At 74.6% G+C, this 17,369-nt stretch carries 12 protein-coding genes; 9 read left to right on the top strand and 3 right to left on the bottom strand.

Annotated elements, in window-relative coordinates; all coding sequences use genetic code 11:
- Window positions 1–52: 52 nt before the first annotated feature.
- Together ESZ52_RS13655 and ESZ52_RS13650 are read left to right on the top strand one after the other, a co-directional pair.
- Window positions 53–3,286: a UrvD/REP family ATP-dependent DNA helicase gene (locus tag ESZ52_RS13655; protein ID WP_131105413.1), complete on the top strand. Its 3,234-nt coding sequence runs from the start codon at window positions 53–55 to the stop codon at window positions 3,284–3,286.
- Window positions 3,283–6,576, top strand: coding sequence for an ATP-dependent helicase (locus ESZ52_RS13650; RefSeq protein WP_131105412.1), 3,294 nt, complete (start codon window positions 3,283–3,285; stop codon window positions 6,574–6,576). Before ESZ52_RS13655 ends, ESZ52_RS13650 begins: the two co-directional genes overlap by 4 nt.
- Window positions 6,577–6,586: 10 nt before the next feature.
- Here ESZ52_RS13650 and ESZ52_RS13645 read toward each other — a convergent pair whose 3' ends face one another.
- Window positions 6,587–8,092 carry a phosphotransferase gene (locus ESZ52_RS13645; protein WP_238154459.1) on the bottom strand — a complete coding sequence of 502 codons (1,506 nt, stop codon included), beginning with the start codon at window positions 8,090–8,092 and terminating at the stop codon, window positions 6,587–6,589.
- Window positions 8,093–8,184: 92 nt separating this feature from the next.
- Here ESZ52_RS13645 and nudC point away from each other — a divergent pair, with 92 nt between their 5' ends.
- The 4 genes from nudC to ESZ52_RS20020 all read left to right on the top strand — a co-directional run bounded on the left by nudC (window position 8,185) and on the right by ESZ52_RS20020 (window position 12,035).
- Window positions 8,185–9,141 (top strand): NAD(+) diphosphatase, encoded by a 957-nt coding sequence (nudC, locus tag ESZ52_RS13640; protein ID WP_238154439.1) that lies wholly within the window; start codon window positions 8,185–8,187, stop codon window positions 9,139–9,141.
- Entirely contained in the window at window positions 9,138–11,195 is a 2,058-nt protein-coding gene (locus ESZ52_RS13635; RefSeq protein ID WP_131105409.1) for an ATP-dependent DNA helicase UvrD2, read from the top strand. Before nudC ends, ESZ52_RS13635 begins: the two co-directional genes overlap by 4 nt.
- A 134-nt stretch (window positions 11,196–11,329) precedes the next feature.
- Complete coding sequence (locus ESZ52_RS13630; RefSeq protein WP_131105408.1) at window positions 11,330–11,551, top strand: hypothetical protein; 222 nt, start codon at window positions 11,330–11,332, stop codon at window positions 11,549–11,551.
- Window positions 11,552–11,672: 121 nt separating this feature from the next.
- Window positions 11,673–12,035, top strand: coding sequence for a WhiB family transcriptional regulator (locus ESZ52_RS20020; protein WP_131105407.1), 363 nt, complete (start codon window positions 11,673–11,675; stop codon window positions 12,033–12,035).
- Window positions 12,036–12,084: 49 nt separating this feature from the next.
- Here ESZ52_RS20020 and ESZ52_RS13620 read toward each other — a convergent pair whose 3' ends face one another.
- The gene (locus ESZ52_RS13620; protein ID WP_131105406.1) at window positions 12,085–12,876 is read right to left on the bottom strand and encodes a hypothetical protein; all 792 of its coding nucleotides are present in this window, start codon (window positions 12,874–12,876) and stop codon (window positions 12,085–12,087) included.
- 125 nt (window positions 12,877–13,001) lie between these two features.
- Window positions 13,002–14,435, bottom strand: coding sequence for a zinc-dependent metalloprotease (locus tag ESZ52_RS13615; RefSeq protein WP_131105405.1), 1,434 nt, complete (start codon window positions 14,433–14,435; stop codon window positions 13,002–13,004).
- Window positions 14,436–14,568: 133 nt separating this feature from the next.
- Here ESZ52_RS13615 and ESZ52_RS13610 point away from each other — a divergent pair, with 133 nt between their 5' ends.
- The 3 genes from ESZ52_RS13610 to ESZ52_RS13600 all read left to right on the top strand — a co-directional run bounded on the left by ESZ52_RS13610 (window position 14,569) and on the right by ESZ52_RS13600 (window position 17,314).
- Entirely contained in the window at window positions 14,569–15,696 is a 1,128-nt protein-coding gene (locus ESZ52_RS13610; RefSeq protein WP_131105404.1) for an NAD-dependent epimerase/dehydratase family protein, read from the top strand.
- Window positions 15,697–15,785: 89 nt separating this feature from the next.
- Window positions 15,786–16,211, top strand: coding sequence for a molybdenum cofactor biosynthesis protein MoaE (locus ESZ52_RS13605; RefSeq protein ID WP_238154438.1), 426 nt, complete (start codon window positions 15,786–15,788; stop codon window positions 16,209–16,211).
- A complete protein-coding gene (locus tag ESZ52_RS13600) occupies window positions 16,208–17,314 on the top strand; it encodes a YlbL family protein (RefSeq protein WP_131105402.1) in 1,107 nt (368 codons plus the stop codon). Before ESZ52_RS13605 ends, ESZ52_RS13600 begins: the two co-directional genes overlap by 4 nt.
- The last annotated feature ends 55 nt before the right edge of the window (window positions 17,315–17,369 follow it).

The raw sequence follows: 17,369 nt of genomic DNA, 5'->3' as shown, positions 1-17,369 counted from the left end.
GGCGGGCCCCGTCCGGCGCGGGTCTGTCGGGGCGCGATGATGTGATGAGCCCATGTCCCTCTCCCCGCACCCGCGTCTGGACGCTGACCAGATCGCCGTCGTCGAGCACCGCGACGGTGTACTGCTCGTGCTCGGTGCGCCAGGGACCGGCCGGACCACCGCGCTGGTGGAGCACGTTCGACACCGGGTGGCTGCGGGCACCTCTCCGGACCGGTGCCTGGTGCTGGCGCCCACCCGCCCCGCGGCGGCCCGGCTGCGGACCCAGATCGGATCGGGTCTGGGCCGTACGCATACCGAGCCGATGGCCCGCACCGCGGCATCCCTGGCGTTCGCCGTGCTCCGGCTGGCCGCCGCCCGCTCCGGCGAGCCGGGCCCGCGGCTGATCTCCGGCGCCGAGCAGGATGTGGTCCTGCGCGAGCTGCTCATCGGCCACCAGGAGCTGGGCACCGGGCCACGGTGGCCGGACCGCCTGCGCCCGGCGCTGCCGACCACGGGCTTCCGCGCCCAGCTGCGGGACCTGCTGATGCGGGCCGTCGAGCACGGGCTGGCGCCGGCTGACCTGGAGGAGCTGGCGCAGGCCCACGACCGTCCTGAGTGGGCGTGCGCGGCGCAGGTGCTCGCCGAGTACGACCAGGTCACGGCGCTGTCCGATCCGGGCAGCTACGACCCGGCCTGGATCTGCACCGCGGCGGCGGACGCGCTGGAGGACGACGACGAGCTGCGCCAGGTGGTGCAGGACAAGATCGAGGTGGTCGTCGTCGACGACGCCCAGGAGCTCACCGCCTCCGCGGTCCGGCTGCTGGACGTCCTCAGGCCCTCGACGGCGGCCGCGGTCCTGGTCGGCGACCCGGACGCCGCTACCCAGGGGTTCCGGGGTGCGCTGCCAGGCGCGTTCGTGGACCTGGCGGGCCGCTGGCACGAGCGCGTGCCGCGGGCCGGGGCGGGCGAGACGTCCACGACCGTCCCCACCGTGGTCCTGCGGCACCGGCACGGGTCCGCGGGCGAGGTCGCCAGGGTGGCGGACAGGGTCGCCGAACGCGTCGGCGTGACGGGCAGCCGAGCGCACCGCCGGCCGGAGCCAGGTCAGGGTGACGGCGTCGTCTCGGTGTCCCTGGCGCGGAGCGCGGCCCAGGAGGCGGCGCACGTGGCGCGCTGGTTGCGGCGGGCGCACCTGGTCGACGGTGTCCCGTGGGAGGAGCTGGTGGTCCTGGCCAGGTCAGGTCGGCAGCAGGAGACGGTCCGGCGGGCGCTGGCCACCGGGGGAGTGCCCGTGCACCTGGATCGCGCTGGCGTTCCGCTCGGCCAGGACCCCGCGGTGCTGCCGTTCCTGCTCGCCTTCGACATCGCCACGCGCGGCCCGCAGGAGCAGGATGACGACCGGACCTGGTGGCTGACGCCCGAGGAGGCGGTGGAGCTGCTCGGCAGCCCGATCGGAGGGCTGGACCCGCTTGCCCTGCGTCGGCTGCGCCGCCGGGTGCGTGCCACCGAGCTCGCTGCCGGTGGCACCCGACGCGCGGACGAGCTGCTCGCCGAGCTGGTGAGCGACCCCCAGCTGTGGCGCGCCCCCGACTCCGACGTCGACCCGGCGCTGGAGGGGTTGGTCCGGGTCGGCCGGGTGCTGGAGGCCGGCGCCGCCGCCCACCGGACGTCGGCCGAGGGTCCCCAGGGCACTGCCGAGGACGTCCTCTGGGCGCTCTGGCGGACCAGCGAGGTCGCCGACCTGTGGACCTCGCAGGCACTGGCCGGGGGTGCCCTCGGCGCGCGCGCCGACCGCGACCTGGATGCGATGCTCGTCCTCTTCGGAGCAGCCGAGAGCTTCGTGGAACGCCTGCCAGGCAGTCGTGCCCGCAGCTTCCTCACCCTGGTGCGGTCGGCCGAGGTCGCTGCGGACACCCTCGTGGTGGGCGCGCGGCGTCAGCGCGCGGTGGAGGTGCTCACCCCGCAGGCGGCCGCAGGCCGCCGGTGGCGCCGGGCAGCGATCGTGGGGGTGCAGGACGGCGTCTGGCCGGATCTGCGCCTGCGGGACACCCTGCTGGGGGCGGAGGCGCTGGTCGCCGCACTCCAGGGGCGGGCCATGGACGGTGCCGGGGCGTGGCGGGCTGCCCAGGCGCAGGTGCGGGCCGATGAGCTGCGGCAGTTCCACGTGGCGGTCACCCGGTCCCGGGAGGCACTGCTGGTGACGGCGACGAGCAGCACCGACGAGCAGCCGTCCGTCCTGCTCGACCTGGTGGACCCCACCTACCGCGAGCATCCTCCGGTCGAGGTGCCCGCGCCGATGACCCTGCGTGGGCTGGTCGGTGAGATGCGGCGCACGGCCGTCCGGTGCCAGCGCGAGGGTGACCTGGCCGGTCGCGACCGTGCGGTCGACCTGCTGGCCCGGCTGGACGCCGAGGGGGTCGCCGGCGCGGGCCCCGGCTCCTGGTGGCAGGTCAGGGACGTCTCCGTGGGCCGGCCGGTCCGCCCTGACGGCCCGGTGCGTGTCTCCCCCTCCAAGGTGCAGACCTTCCAGGACTGCCAGCTGCGGTGGTTCCTCACCGCACGCGGCGCCGAGACGGGGGAGGCCAGGGCGGCCGAGATCGGCACCCTCGTGCACGCCGTCATCGCCGAGGCCCCGGCCGGGACCGTCGAGGAGCTGCGCGAAGACCTCCTGCGCCGCTGGCCCGACCTGGAGCTGCCGGCCGGGTGGGTGGCGGACCGGGCGTTGGGCCAGGCCCAGGAGATGCTGGGCCGTTACGCCACCTACGTGCGCGAAGCTGCGGCCGAGGGGCGAGAGCTGATCGGCACCGAGCTCGAGCTGTCGGTGACCGTGCCCGACGACGCCCCTGTCGCGGGACAGCAGGGCGAGCCCGACGACCCTGCGGAGGGCCCCACCGACCCGGACCGCACCGTCCGGCTCGTCGGGGCGGTCGACCGGCTGGAGCGGGACGAGCAGGGGCGCCTGATCGTGGTCGACCTCAAGACGGGCCGGACCAAGCCGACGCAGGCCGAGGTCGGGGAGCATGCCCAGCTGGCGGCCTACCAGGTGGCGGTGGAGGCCGGCGCCTTCGACGCCGGGACCACCAGCGGTGGCGCCCGCCTCGTCCAGCTGGGCGCCTCCGGACCGGTGGCCCAGGAGCAGCCACCCCTCGGTGACCGACCGGACCCTGATGCCGCCCGCCGCCTGGTCCTGGACGTCGGTGAGGGCATGCGGGGGGCGCAGTTCGCCGCACACGACCTGGAGCGCCGGTGCCGGTCCTGCCCCGCGCGCTTCGCCTGCCCGCTGCAGCCCGAAGGAGCCCAACGTTGACCGCGACGACGACGCAGCAGGGAGTGCGCTTCTCGGCGCTCGACCTCGCCCTGGCCCTGGGCACCCCGCCGCCCACCGCGGAGCAGCAGGCCGTCATCGAGGGGCCGCTGCGGCCGACCGTCGTGGTGGCCGGGGCGGGGTCGGGGAAGACGGAGACGATGGCTGCGCGGGTCGTCTGGCTCGTCGCCAACGGGCTCGTCGCCCCGCAGGATGTGCTCGGGCTGACCTTCACCCGCAAGGCCGCGCTCGAGCTGGGCGCGCGGCTCAGCAGCAAGCTGCGGCGCCTCCGGGAGGTCGGCCTCTGGGTGGAGACCGACCCCCTGGGGGACGACCCGTCCCTGGAGGGTGACGGTTTCGACCTCCCCACCATCTCCACCTACCACGCCTACGCCGGCCGGCTCGTCGACGAGCACGGCCTGCGGCTGGGCGTCGAGCCCGACTCGGTGCTCCTGTCCGAGGCCGCCTGCTGGCAGCTTGCCCACGACCTCGTGCACCGGCACGAGGGTGACCTGCCGGGCCTCACCTCCGCGCCCGCCACGGTGGTCCGGGCAGTCCTCGCCCTGGCTGGGGAGCTGGGCGAGCACCTCGTCGAGCCGGCGGAGGCCACCCGCTTCCTCACCCGGGTCGCCGACCGGCTGGTCGACCTGGGCCACGAGGGCCAGCCCTTGAAGGTCGGGGAGAAGACGGCGGAGGTGCTGAGGGTGCAGGCGCTGCTCTACCCGCTCGTGGAGGACTACCGGCGGGCCAAGGCCGCCCGGGGCGCCCTGGACTTCGGTGACCAGATGGCGCTGGCGGCCCGGCTGGCCCGGGACGTCCCCGACGTGGGGCAGGCCGAACGGACCCGGTTCCGTGCCGTGCTCCTCGACGAGTTCCAGGACACCTCCGAGGCGCAGATGGTCCTGCTCACGTCGTTGTTCGCCGGTCATGACCTGAGCGTCACCGCCGTGGGTGACCCGCACCAGTCGATCTACGGCTGGCGAGGCGCCAGCGCCACCACGCTGACCCGGTTCCCGAACGAGTTCGCCTTGGACGGCAGACCGGCGGAGGTGCTGCAGCTCACCACGTCCTGGCGCAACGACCGGCTGATCCTGGACGCGGCCAACGCGGTGGCGGCCCCGCTGCGGGAGTCGACCGAGGTGCCGGTCGCCACCCTGCGCCCCGGCCCGGGCGCGGAGCACGGTGGGGTCGAGGTCGCGCGGGTGCTGGACCACGTCGCCGAGGCGGAGCTGGTCGCTGACTGGGTGCAGGAGCGGTGGGCCGAGCCGGCGACCTCCACGGCGGCGGTGCTGTGCCGCGCCCGCGCACAGTTCCCGGCGGTGGTCGACGCGCTGCGCAGACGCGGGCTCCCGGTCGAGGTGGTCGGTCTGGGTGGCCTGCTCGACACCCCCGAGGTGCTCGACCTGGTCGCCCTGCTCTGGCTGGCGCAGGAGCCGACGCGGGGTGACCAGGCGATGCGTCTGCTCGCTGGCCCGGTGTGTCGGCTGGGAGCCGCGGACATCGACGCGCTGTGGGCCTGGGCCCGCCTCGACGCACGGCAGGCTGGCGCCGAGGCGGCGGGGGAGCGCGGGCACGCGCCAGTGCTGGCCGAGGCCGTCGAGCATCCCCCACCGTCCGGGTGGGTGGGCCCCGGTGGTGAGCACCTCAGTCCCGAGGGCCAGGCGCGGGTCGGGTGGCTCAGCGGCGTGCTGGGCGCGGTTCGTCGCCTGAGCGGCCTGCCGCTGCCCGACCTCGTCGTGGAGGGGGAGCGGCTGCTCGGGCTGGACATCGAGGTGGCCTCCGATCCCGACCTGCACCCCAGCTGGGGAAGGGCGCCGCTGGACGCCCTGGCGGACGTCGCGGCGGGGTATGCCGCGGGTGCCGACCGGGTGACCCTCGGCGGCTTCCTGGACTGGTTGGACGCGGCGCGGGAGCATGAGCGTGGCCTGGAGGGCGTCGAGGTGCCCGAGCTGGCCGAGGTCAGCGTCGACACCTCGGCCGTCCAGGTGCTGACCGTGCACGCCGCGAAGGGTCTGGAGTGGGACGCCGTCGCGGTGCCCGGACTGGTGGAGGGGACCTTCCCGTCCGGCCGTCTCACGCCCGTGTGCGCCGACGGTCGGTGGCAGGTGAAGGAGCGCCGCGAGAAGGGCTGGCTGGCCGGGATCGGGCGGCTGCCGACCCCGCTGCGGGGTGACCGACAGGGCCGTCCCGACATCGGCTGGCTCTCGGTGCCGCACACCCGGGCCCTGCGCAGCGAGCTCGAGGAGCTCGAGCTGGCGCAGGGACGGTTCTCGGTGCAGGAGGAGCGGCGGCTGGCCTACGTCGCCTACACCCGGGCCCGCCACCGGATGCTGCTCACCGCGCCGGTCTGGTCCACGGGCACCCGCCCCCGGGTCACCTCCCGGTTCCTGGACGACGTGCGAGACCTCCCGGGCGTGCGTGCCCGCGCGTGGCTGGAGATGCCCGACCCCGACGACCCCGAGCAGATGTCGAACCCACGCCTGGCCGAGCAGGTCACGGCGACCTGGCCGGTGGCGCGGGACGAGCGACGACGCGCCGTCCTGGACGTGTCGACCGCCCTGCTGTCCGCGCGGCAGGCGTCGAGCCAGGGCCACCTGCCCATGGGGGTGGGTGACGACCGCTGGGGTGAGCTCGTCGAGCTGCTGCTGGCCGAGCGCGCCGAGCGTTCGCGGCGCCTGGACGGCACACCCGTGCCGGAACACCTGTCGACCTCGTCCCTGGTCGAGCTGGCGAGCGACCCGGACGGCTTCCGCCGCCGGTTGCGGCGTCCCCTGCCCACCCCGCCCGCATCCCAGGCCAGGGTGGGCACCGCCTTTCACGCGTGGGTGGAGCAGCACTACGCCACCGCGACGCTGGTCGACCTGCACGATCTGCAGCTCGACGACACCGCGGAACCGGCTGACCTGGAGCACCTGCGACGCAGCTTCCTCGCCAGCGAATGGGCCGACCGCTCACCCCTGGAGGTCGAGGTGGCCCTGGAGACGGTCGTGGGCGGACGCAGCGTGCGGGGTCGCGTGGACGCCGTCTTCCCTGACCCCGACGGGGGCGTGACCATCGTCGACTGGAAGACCGGCTCGCCCGGCTCCGCCGAGCAGCAGCGGCAGCGTGCCCTGCAGCTCGCCGTCTACCGCATCGCCTATGCCCGGCTCACCGGACGCGACCCCGAGCTGGTGCGCGCAGCCTTCTTCTACGCCCGCAGCGGCGAGACGGTCCGACCGCCCCTGCCCGGGGAGCAGGAGGTCGAGACCCTGGTGAGCGCGCTGGTGACGGACGCCGGAAACGCCCTCGCCTGACGGCGGACGGTCAGCCGTCGTCGCGGGAAGGGGCGGGCATGCCGTACAGCTCGTGGAGACGCTCCTCGTCGTCGAGCTCCTCCACGTCCGGCGCCTCCCCTTCATCCTCGGCGCCCCTTCTCTGGTCCTCGGCGCCCTCTGCCTCGCCTGGCTCGCCCTCCGGGGCCGCGTCGTCAGCACCCTGGTCGGTGTGCAGGTCGTCGGTCTGCGCCTCACCGTCCTGCACACCGCTCTCGCCGCCATCGCCGGCCTCCCCGAGATCGCGGCGCTCGCCGAGTCCACCGACATCGCGGCCCTCGCCGTCATCGCTGTCCGAGGGTGACGTCGGCTGTACGTCCTCCCAGGACGGCACGGGCACCTCGGCGGTCACGTCTGCGTCGTCGGTGGGACCAGGAATCGAAGAGATGACCTGCGTGGCCGCGGTCGCTCCGGCGCCGCCGCCATGGTCCCCGCCGGCGCTGCGCTCCTCGGCGACGTTGTGGTGCTCGCTGTCGTCCTCACGGTGGCGCTCGCGGTGGTCCTCGACCGCGCTGGTGCCGAACGGGACGCTGGCGCCGACCCCGCGAGCCGTCACCGGCACCAAGGAGTCCTCGTCCTCGGTCAACCGGTCCATCCGGCGCAGCGACTCCACGATCTGCCGGACCCGGTCCTCGTCGTCGTCGGCGACCGCCTGGGACAGGCCGCTGAGCCGGTTCGTCTCCGAGAGCAGGCGGGCGCGGGCGTGCAGGTAGGGGTCGGGCCGCTGGGCCCGGGCCAGGACGTAGCTGTCGAGCACGGACTCCCAGGTGGCCGGGGCGGTCCGGGCGTAGAGGTCGGCCAGATCGAGTGCCGGGTCGGACACCATCGCCTCCTCCCAGTCGGTGACGGCGACGACCCGCCCACTGCTGGCGTCGTCGTCGGCGAAGACCACCAGCACCGCGCCGCCGCGGAAGGCGCCGTGCACCGGGGTGGTGGCGAACTGCCACAGCGGGGCGGCGTCGAAGGCCTCCTCCCACCGCGCCAGCAGCCCGGTCGGGACCCGGCCCGTCTCCGCGGCCCGGTCCACGATCGCGGTGAGCCGCTGCCGGGTCCCGGGCGCGTCGAAGACCGGCACGTCCTGGGCCTCGAACACCTCCCGCGGGATGTTGTGCACGGCGGCGACCGCCCGGCCGATGGCGCTGGCCAGCCCGGGTCCGGGCGGCAGCCGCGTGAAGTCCAGAGGGAGGCCCTCCACGTGCGGGTAGACCACGGCATACCCGTCCTGGCCCACCTGCGCCCGGCCGACGGGGCTGGGCACCTTGAACGGCAGGTGGCGCGAGAGCTGGCGGACCAGCTCGTCGTTGCGCAGCAGGCGCGCGCCGGCGACCGGGGTGAGCGGGGAGCGGATGACCCATCGTCGTCCGGTCGCGTCCTCCACGACCGCGCGCTGATGGTCGGGCTGCTCGTCGAGCGGGAGGGCGAGACCGGCCACGGCCACCGGCTTCATGCCGGGCACCGCGGCGCTCGCCAGGGCGGCCAGGGCCAGGTCGCTGCGCATCACGCACACACCGTATGCCGTGGCGCCGCCGACCGGGGGCAGGTGGCCCGGCACGTCCCGAGCTTGTCGGGCCGGACGCCTACAGTGGCCGGGTGAGCGGACCCGACGAGACCTTCCTGGACCTGTCCCTGTCCCGATCGACGGTCCACCGGGCCGGCGCCCTGCGCACGGACCCGGAAGCGATCACCGCTGCGCTGTCCGACCCGGACACCCGGGTCCTCACCCTGCGCGCCGGCACCGCAGCCGTCGTGGGGGGTGATCGTCCACGACTCGCGCTGCGTCCGCCCCGCCCGGAGGACGCCCCGCAGCCGTGGCTGCTGGGTGTCGAGGACGGGCGCACCTACCTCGCCGTCGAGGACGAGGTGGACGCCGCCGACGAGACGGAGCCGCCCGGTGTCTCTGGCGGCCCCGAGGGCGCCGAGATCGTCTGGCGCGGGCTGCGCGAGGTCGGAGCCGATCTCGACGACCGCGACGCCGGCCTGCTCACCAGCGCCACCGCGCTGGCGGAGTGGCACCACCGGCACCAGCACTGCCCCCGTTGCGGGGCCCGGACCGTCATCGAGCAGGGCGGGTGGGTCCGCGTGTGCCCGACCGACGGCTCCCAGCACCACCCGCGCACCGACCCCGCCGTGATCATGGCGGTCACCGACGTCGACGACCGGCTGCTGCTCGGCTCCGGCGTGGCCTGGCCCGAGCACCGGGTCTCCGTCCTCGCCGGTTTCGTCGAGGCGGGGGAGTCGCTGGAGGCGGCGGTCATCCGCGAGGTGCAGGAGGAGGTGGGCATCGCCGTCACCAACCTCGTCTACCGGGGCAACCAGCCGTGGCCGTTCCCGGCCTCGCTCATGCTGGGCTTCCGGGCGGTCGCCACCTCCACCGATCTCGTGGTGGACCCGGTGGAGCTGCGGGAGGCGCAGTGGTACGACCGGGAGCGGCTCGCGCGCGAGGTGGCCTCGGGCGAGGTCACCCTGCCGATGCGGGTCTCCATCGCGCGGCGGCTGATCGAGGAGTGGTTCGGGGGCCGGTTGCGCGAGCCGCGGGAGCCGCGGTGAGTGCTGCCGACGCCGACCGCATCCTGAAGTCCCTGGACCCCGAACAGCTGGAGGTCGCCACCTCGCCCCTGGGTCCCATGGTGGTCCTCGCCGGCGCCGGCACCGGCAAGACGAGAGCGATCACGTCCCGTATCGCCTACGGCGTGCTCGCCGGTGCCTACAGCCCGCGCCAGGTGCTCGCGGTGACCTTCACCGCGCGGGCCGCCGGCGAGATGCGTACCCGGCTGCGCGGCCTGGGCGTGCAAGGGGTGCAGGCCCGGACCTTCCACGCCGCGGCCCTGCGCCAGCTGCAGTTCTTCTGGCCGCAGGCGGTCGGTGGTGCCCCGCCCGGCGTGCTCTCGCACAAGGTCCCCGCGGTGGTCGAGGCCGCCGGCCGCCTCCGGCTGGGGCTGGACAGGACCGCGCTGCGCGACGTCGCGGCGGAGATCGAGTGGGCCAAGGTGTCGATGCTCACGCCCCAGACCTACCTGGAGCGCGCCCGCGCCGAGAGCCGCGGCGTCGCCGACCTCGACGCGACCGCGATGTCGCGGCTGATGGAGGTCTACCACGAGGTCTGCGCCGAGCGACACGTCATCGACTTCGAGGACGTGCTGCTGCTGACGGTGGGCCTCCTGGCCGAGCACCCTCAGGTCGCGGCGCAGGTGCGGGAGCAGTACCGCCACTTCGTGGTCGACGAGTACCAGGACGTCAACCCGCTCCAGCAGCACCTCCTCGACCTGTGGCTGGGGGACCGTCACGACGTGTGCGTGGTCGGCGACCCGGCCCAGTCGATCTACTCCTTCACCGGTGCCTCGGCCGACCACCTGCTCGGCTTCGCCACCCGCCACCCCGGCGCCCGCACGGTGCGGCTGGTGCGCAACTACCGCAGCACCCCGCAGGTGATCCACCTGGCCAACCTCGTGCTGGGGTCCGGCTCCCTGGTCGCTCAACGCCCGGCCGGCGCCGCTCCGGTGCTGCAGTCCTATCCGGACGACGAGGCCGAGGCCGAGGGGGTAGCGGAAGGGGTCCGCGACGCGCTCGCCCAGGGCGTGCCGGCCAGCGAGGTCGCCATCCTGTTCCGGACCAACAGCCAGTCGCAGGCGCTGGAGACCGCCCTGTCACGCGCCGGCGTCCCGTACCTCGTCCGCGGTGGAGAGCGGTTCTTCTCCCGGACCGAGGTGCGCAACGCCCTGGTCCTGCTGCGCGGAGCGGTCCGTTCTGACGACGGGAGCAAGCCGCTCGGCGAGCTGACCCGGGACGTGCTCGCCGGCGCCGGGTACGCCCCGGAGGCTCCGGGCCAGGGTGGCGCGGTGCGGGAGCGCTGGGAGAGCCTGCAGGCGCTCGCCGTGCTCGCCGACGACCTCGCCGCCCAGACGCCAGGAGCCCGGATGCCCGACCTGGTCACCGAGCTGGAGCGCCGCGCCCAGGACCAGCACGCCCCTACGGTCGAGGGGATCACCCTGGCCTCGCTGCATGCCGCCAAGGGCCTGGAGTGGGACGCGGTCTTCCTCGTCGGCTGCAGCGAGGGCCTGCTGCCCATCACGCTGGCCGACACGCCCGAACGGGTCGAGGAGGAACGGCGCCTGCTCTACGTCGGGGTGACCAGAGCCCGGCAGCGGCTGCACCTGAGCTGGGCCCAGAGCCGGTCGGGCGGCAGGTCGAGCCGCTCGGTGTCCAGGTTCCTGGCCCCGGCCGTCGACGTGCTCGGCCCGGCCGCGGGCGCCCGTCCGGCACGCAGCCGCGGCGGGGGCCGCAAGCGGCGGACGGTGACACGGACGCCCCGAACCTGCCGCACCTGCGGCACCCTGATCTCCACGGCAGCAGAGCGCAAGGTCGGGCGCTGCACGGCATGTCCGCCGACCTACGACCCCGAGGTCTTCGAGGCGCTGCGCGAGTGGCGACGTCGCACCGCCCAGGAAGCCGGCGTCCCGGCGTACGTGGTCTTCACCGACGCCACCCTCACCGCGATCGCCGAGACGGTGCCCGGCGACCGGGCTGCGCTCCAGCAGATCTCCGGGGTGGGCGAGCGCAAGCTGGACCTCTACGGCAAGGACGTGCTGGCCGTCCTCAGGTGAGCGTGGACCACGGTCAGGAGATGCTGTCGTTTAATCCGTTGCGCACGGACCTCGGCAGGTTCTACAGTTGCTGCGTTCAGCCCACGGCGGTACGCCTGTGGGGTCACACGCAGCACGAGAGGAGGGTGGAAGACATGGAGAACGCGATCGTCACCGGCATCGGCACCAGCGTGCACGGCTCGACCCTGCCCACCACCCTGCCCGCCCTCTCGGCCTCCCGCCTGCGCGCCTCCGGCGTCATCGCGGGCAGCCTCGGCGGCAGTGTCCGTCTGGGCGCTCCCTTCGGCCACCTCGTGCCCACGCCCCAGCCGATCTTTGACCCCACCCAGGACGAGACCCCCGTCCGGATCACCTAGGCACCCACCGCCTACCTTCCGGCCGCGAGTCCTCGTCTGAGGATTCGCGGCCGTTGTCGTTGTCTCGACCAGAGTCGACCGGCGTCCCGGCCACCGCGGATCCGCACCCAGGAGCCACGCCATGACGATCGCACCGCATCGCACCGACGACCAGCACCGACAACGCCAGGAAGGACCCGACGTGGACACCCTCGTCGCGCAGAACGCACCGGCTCTCACCACGCTCCTCGGCGGCGGACCGGCCCGGACCGGTCTGCCTTGCCAGGAGCACCCCGCCGACCTGTGGTTCGCCGAGCTCCCCCACGAGGTGGAGGAGGCCAAGGCACTGTGCCAGGCCTGCCCCCTGCGTCAGGACTGCCTGGCCGGGGCCCTGGAGCGCCGCGAGCCCTGGGGCGTGTGGGGCGGCCAGCTCGTCCTCCAAGGGGCAGTGGTGCCGCGCAAGCGGCCCCGCGGCCGGCCCCGCAAGGACGAGGTCGCGGCCTGAGCCGGCCCGTCTGCCCATCTCGCCTCCGCCTCGACCCGCTCAGCCCACCTCAACCCCACCTGCCCGTGGCGCCCGTTCCGACCGGGTGCCACGGGCAGGCCGCGTGGACGGGCCATCTACGCAGGACCAGGTGCGGCCGCTGCGCCCCCACCTCGTAGGCCAGCCCCTCCTCGTCCCGTCCGTCGCTCCCCAGCCCGTTGACCAGCAGACCGGTCAGGGCGCTCACCAGGGCCCGCACATCCGCAGGGTGCAGCGGTGCAGGGGGGCAGGTCACGGGGTCGTCCAGGGCCGCGGCCAGCGCCGGCCAGGCGGGGTCGGCGTCGGTCCGGTGCAGGTCGAGGCAGTGCAGGCACGGTCCCGACGGCCGTCCCGTCCAGGGGCCGACCACCACCCTGCTGCTCTGGGCCACGACGGGCAGCACCGGGACGCCCGCGAGGTCAGGCCGGCGTGCCGTGCCGACCGGCACCGCATACGCGCTGACCAGCACCACCGGGCCGCCTGTGGGCACGGGGTCGGCCGCCGGCTGCAGGTGGCGCCGTACCTCGGTGGCGAGCTCTCCGTGGCCGACCACGCGACAGGGCCGAGCCGTGGCCTCCTCGCGGCGCGGGCCCTGCCCCGAGAGAGCCTGCACCAGCAGGGAGGCGGGACCTGTCGCGGGCGAGGACGCCGGGGACCATCCCTGGACCAACCAGGAACGCGGGCCCACCCCCACCTGGAGCCGGCCGTCGGGTCGTCGCAGGTGGACCATGCCGGAGCCCGCCGACGGCGGGTCACCGACTGCGCCGGCTCGCTCACCCGTCGACACCGGCAGGCGGCGGGGCGACGGGATGGGGCGGTCCATCCCCCGAGCCTGTCACCAATGCCGCACGGCTCCGTTCGTTGTCCACAGAGCCCCCTGCCACCGAGTGGGGGCAGGGGGCCACCTACCGGCCCGCGTGGTGGCCGCGTGGTCGGCTGGCGCCGCGCTCAGCGGTCGGCGGAACCCTCCTGTGGCTCGTCGTCGGGCCCGGACGGCCGGTCGTCCTCCCCGCCGCTGAGCAGCCGCTCGATGTCCTCGTCGGTCACCGTGAGGTCGGCGGCCGCGGCACCGTGCCGCTCGACGTAGCCCAGAGGGTCGTCCAGGTCCGCCCCGGTGGGGGCGACGTCAGGGTGGCCCCAGGCCTCGTCCCGGGCGTCGCGACCGTGCCGGTCCTCCAGCGCCGCCCACAGGTTGGCGGCGTCCCGCATGCGGCGCGGGCGCAGCTCCAGGCCCACCAGGGAGGCGAAGGTCTTCTCCGCCGGCCCGCCGGTGGCCCGCCGACGGCGGACGGCCTCGGCGAGGGCGTCCGCGTGGGGGAGGTGCTGGGAGACCGCCTGGGCGGTGACGACGTCGACCCAGCCCTCGACCAGGGCCAGGAACGTCTCGAGACGGGTCAGCGCAGCCTGCTGGGCCGGGCTCGGGTCCGGCGCGAACAGGCTCTCGCCGACGGCCTGCTGCATGGCCTCCTGGTCCTGCGGGTCGACCTGGCGCACGGCCTCCTCGATGCCCTCGGTGTTGATGGTGATGTCACGGGCATAGTCTTCGACGGCGGTGAGCAGCTGGGGGCCCAGCCACGGCACGGCGGCGAAGAGCCGCACGCGGGCGGCCTCCCGCACCGCCAGGTACAGGTGCACCTCGCCCGGATCGACCTCCAGCCCCTCGGCGAAGGCGGCGACGTTGGCCGGCAGGATCGCCACCGACTCGTCCTCCAGCATCGGCAGGCCCACCTCGGTGCCGGAAAGGATCTCCCCGGCCAGGGTGCCCACCGCCTGACCCACCTGACCGCCGAACATGGCACCGGACATCCGCCGGACCATCGGTTCCATCTGCCCCATCAGCGCCGCCGGGTTCATCCCCGGGGGCATCCCCGGGATCGGCGGGGCGTCGTCCTCGCCGAAGGAGGACAGCTGCTGCTGGACGGCGGAGGTCATCGCGGCCTGCAGACCCTCGGCCACCGGTGTGGTCAGGCGCAGCCACAGCGGCAGGGTGCGCTCCACCCACTCGGCCCGGCTCAGGGCCACCCCGTCGCCGTCCGGCCGGGGCAGGTCGGTGACCTGATCCAGCCACAGGTTCGCGACCTGGACGACCTGGGCGACGTCGCGCCGGGTGCTGTCCCCGATCGAGGAGTCGCCGTTCTGGGCGACCAGCTGGCGGGCCACGTCGTGCGCCAACGTCTCGTCCACCGGTCCTTGGTCCCCACCTGCCGCGCCGCCCATGAGCATCTGGATCTGGGCCCGCATCTGCGCCACCTGCGACGGGTCCAGGTCCGTCAGCCCCATCGCCTCCAGCGCCTCCCGCATCGGTGGTGGCACCGGGCCGCCGAACAGCGCCTCCAGCGGGTCCGGCTCGTCGGGACGGTCGGCGGGCTGATGATCGGACACGTAGTGTTCCTTCCTAGGTCTGGTGCTGACCCCAGCCTGCCACGGCGACCGCCTGGCCGCGACGGTCGGTGGCAGGCCCACGGCCTGCCTCGTTCTTTTGTCCAGCACCAGGTCCAACACCAGGAGACCCCTCGTGAGTTCCGCGAGTGCCCCGGCATCGCGCCGGAGCCCGACGCCAGCACCGCGGCTGGCGCTCACCCGTGCCGCCTCGGCCTTCGGTGGCGCCCTCGCCCAGGAGCTGGTCGCGGCAGGCGTGCAGGTGGTCGGCCTCGATGCCCGGGCCGGTCGGCTGGAGGGGGTCGACTGGCGACCGGGGGACGTCGCTGCCCCTTCCGTGGTGGCTGCCCTCGACGACGTCGACGTGCTGCTGCACGTCGCCTTCGACCCTGACCTGACGCACGTGCTCGAGGTGCAGCCCGCCGCACGTCGGGCCCGGCAGATCGACGAGGTCCGGACCCTGGTGACCGCCGCCGCGGCGGCCGGGGTCGCTCACCTGGTCGTCGTCACCAGCACGATGGTCTTCGGCGCCCGGCGCGACAACCCCGTGCCCCTGCCGGAGGACCACCCGGGGCGGGCGGCGGAGTCCGAGGGTCTGGTCGCCGACCTGGTCGCGGTGGAGGAGGAGCTGCGCGCCCTCGCCAGCGTGCACCCCGGTCTGCGCACGACGATCGTGCGCCCGGCGGCCCTGGTGGGTCCGGGGGTCGACACGATGATCACCCGCCACTTCGAGGCACCCCGGCTCCTGCGGCTGCGGGGGACCGAGCCGCTGTGGTCCTTCTGCCACGTCGCTGACCTGGGGACCGCGCTGCTGGCGGTGGCTCAGGGGGACAGCGACCCGCCCGCGCAGGTGAGCGTGGCCGCCGGGGGAGCCCTGACCCAGGGCCAGGTGGAGGAGCTCTCGGGGATCCGCGGCATCGACGTCGCCGAAGGCACCGCCTACGCCGCCGCCGACCGGTTGCACCGGCTGGGGGTGGTCCCCGTCCCGGCGACCGACCTGGCCTACGTGGCCCACCCGTGGGTCAGCGAGCCCGGCTGGCTCACTCAGGCGGGGTGGCGTCCGCGCTACGACAACGCCGCCTGCCTGGCCGTGCTGCTCGACGAGGTCAGCGGCAATCGCGCCGTCATGGCCCGCCGGGTGGGTGCCCGGGACGCGGTGGGGGCGGCGGCCGCCGGGGCGGCCAGCGCCGCGGTGGCCGCGATCGCGACCGCTGCGCTGATGCGGCGTCGTCGCGGGCGGGGCCCGACCGGCCAGGTCAGGTGAGGGGACGCGGCAGCCGCACGCCGCCCGCCCGCCGCGCATCCCGGCGGGTGCTCAGCCGGTTCCCAGCCCGGATGCGGCATGATGACGCGGTGAGTGCTGAGCAGATCGTGGTCGACGTCCGGGACCGCCCGCTGTCCCTCGACGAGGCGCTGGAGGCGGTGCGGCACCCCCGTGCCGGAGCGGTCGCCATCTTCGTGGGGACGGTGCGCAACCACGACGGCGACCGGGACGGGGTGAGCAGCCTGGGCTACTCCGCGCACCCCGACGCCACCGCCGCCCTGCGCGCCATCGCCGAGGACGTCGCCTCGGACGAGGAGGTCCACGGGGTGTATGCCGTGCACCGCACCGGCGACCTTGCCGTGGGAGACCTGGCGGTCGTCTGCGCCGTCTCGGCCGAGCACCGGGCGGAGGCGTTCGAGAGCGGGCGAAGGCTCATCGAGGAGCTCAAGGCGCGGGTGCCGATCTGGAAGCGGCAGGAGTTCGAGGAGGGCGGGCACGAGTGGGTCGGCCTGTGACCGAGCGGCCACCCCATACCCGGGTCGGTTTCCGGGCCACGGCCCTGCTGGTGACGGTGGCGCTCGCCGTCCTCGTCGGCGGCCTTCTCAACCTGGTCACCCTGCCTCGGGTCGTCTACCACCCCGGCCCCGTCTACGACACCCTGGGCACCGTCCGGGACGCCGAGGTCGTGCAGCTGGACGAGGAGCTGCAGACCCACGAGGACACCGAGGGTCACCTGTTCTTCACCACCATCCGGCTCGAGGGGGGCCCGGGCGACCCGTTGACCGCGTGGGAGTGGCTGCGGTCGCAGTTCGACCCGGCCACCACCATCGTGCCGCGCGACATGGTCTTCCCCGAGGACGTCACGGCCGAGGATGTGCGGGAGCAGAACACCGCGCTGATGCAGCACTCGCAGCAGGACGCCGCGGTGGTGGCGCTGCGGGCGCACGGGGTCGACGTGCCGGAGGACGTCGTGGTGGCCCAGGTCATGGTCGGGGCGCCGGCCGACGGGGTCCTGCACGTCGAGGACCAGATCCTCGCGGTGGCCGGCGAGGAGGTGACCAGCACCCGGGCCGTCCAGGACAGCATCCAGGGCGTGACCCCGGGGGAGGACGTCGAGCTCACCCTGCTGCGGGAGGGGGAGGAGGTCACCCTCGACGTGCCGACGACCCGCGCCGAGGACACCGGACGGACCATCGTCGGGGTCTACCTGGCGCCGCGCTACGAGCTGCCCTACGAGATCACCATCGACGCCGGCAACGTCGGCGGACCCAGCGCCGGGCTGATGTTCTCCCTGGCCGTCTACGACAAGCTGACCCCTGGCCCACTGACCGACGGCCGGTCGATCGCCGGCACCGGCACGATCAGCGGGACCGGCCAGGTGGGCGGCATCGGCGGGATCACCCAGAAGATGTATGCCGCGCACGAGGCCGGGGTGGACCTGTTCCTCAGCCCTGCCGCCAACTGCGACGAGGTGGTGGCGGGCCAGCCCGACGACCTGGTCGTGGTGCCCGTGCAGACCTTCGAGGACGCACTGGACACCCTCGAGCAGGCGGAGGGCGTGCAGGACCTGTCCGGGCTGGACCTGCCGACCTGCCAGTCCGTGCTCGACGGCGCCTGACCGGCCCGCTCCCCTGCCGCGGCCACGAGCCCGACCCGGCCACCAGCCTGACCCG

Source organism: Ornithinimicrobium sufpigmenti (assembly GCF_004322775.1).
Classification (GTDB): domain Bacteria; phylum Actinomycetota; class Actinomycetes; order Actinomycetales; family Dermatophilaceae; genus Ornithinicoccus; species Ornithinicoccus sufpigmenti.
This window is presented reverse-complemented; position numbering and strand designations above follow the sequence as displayed.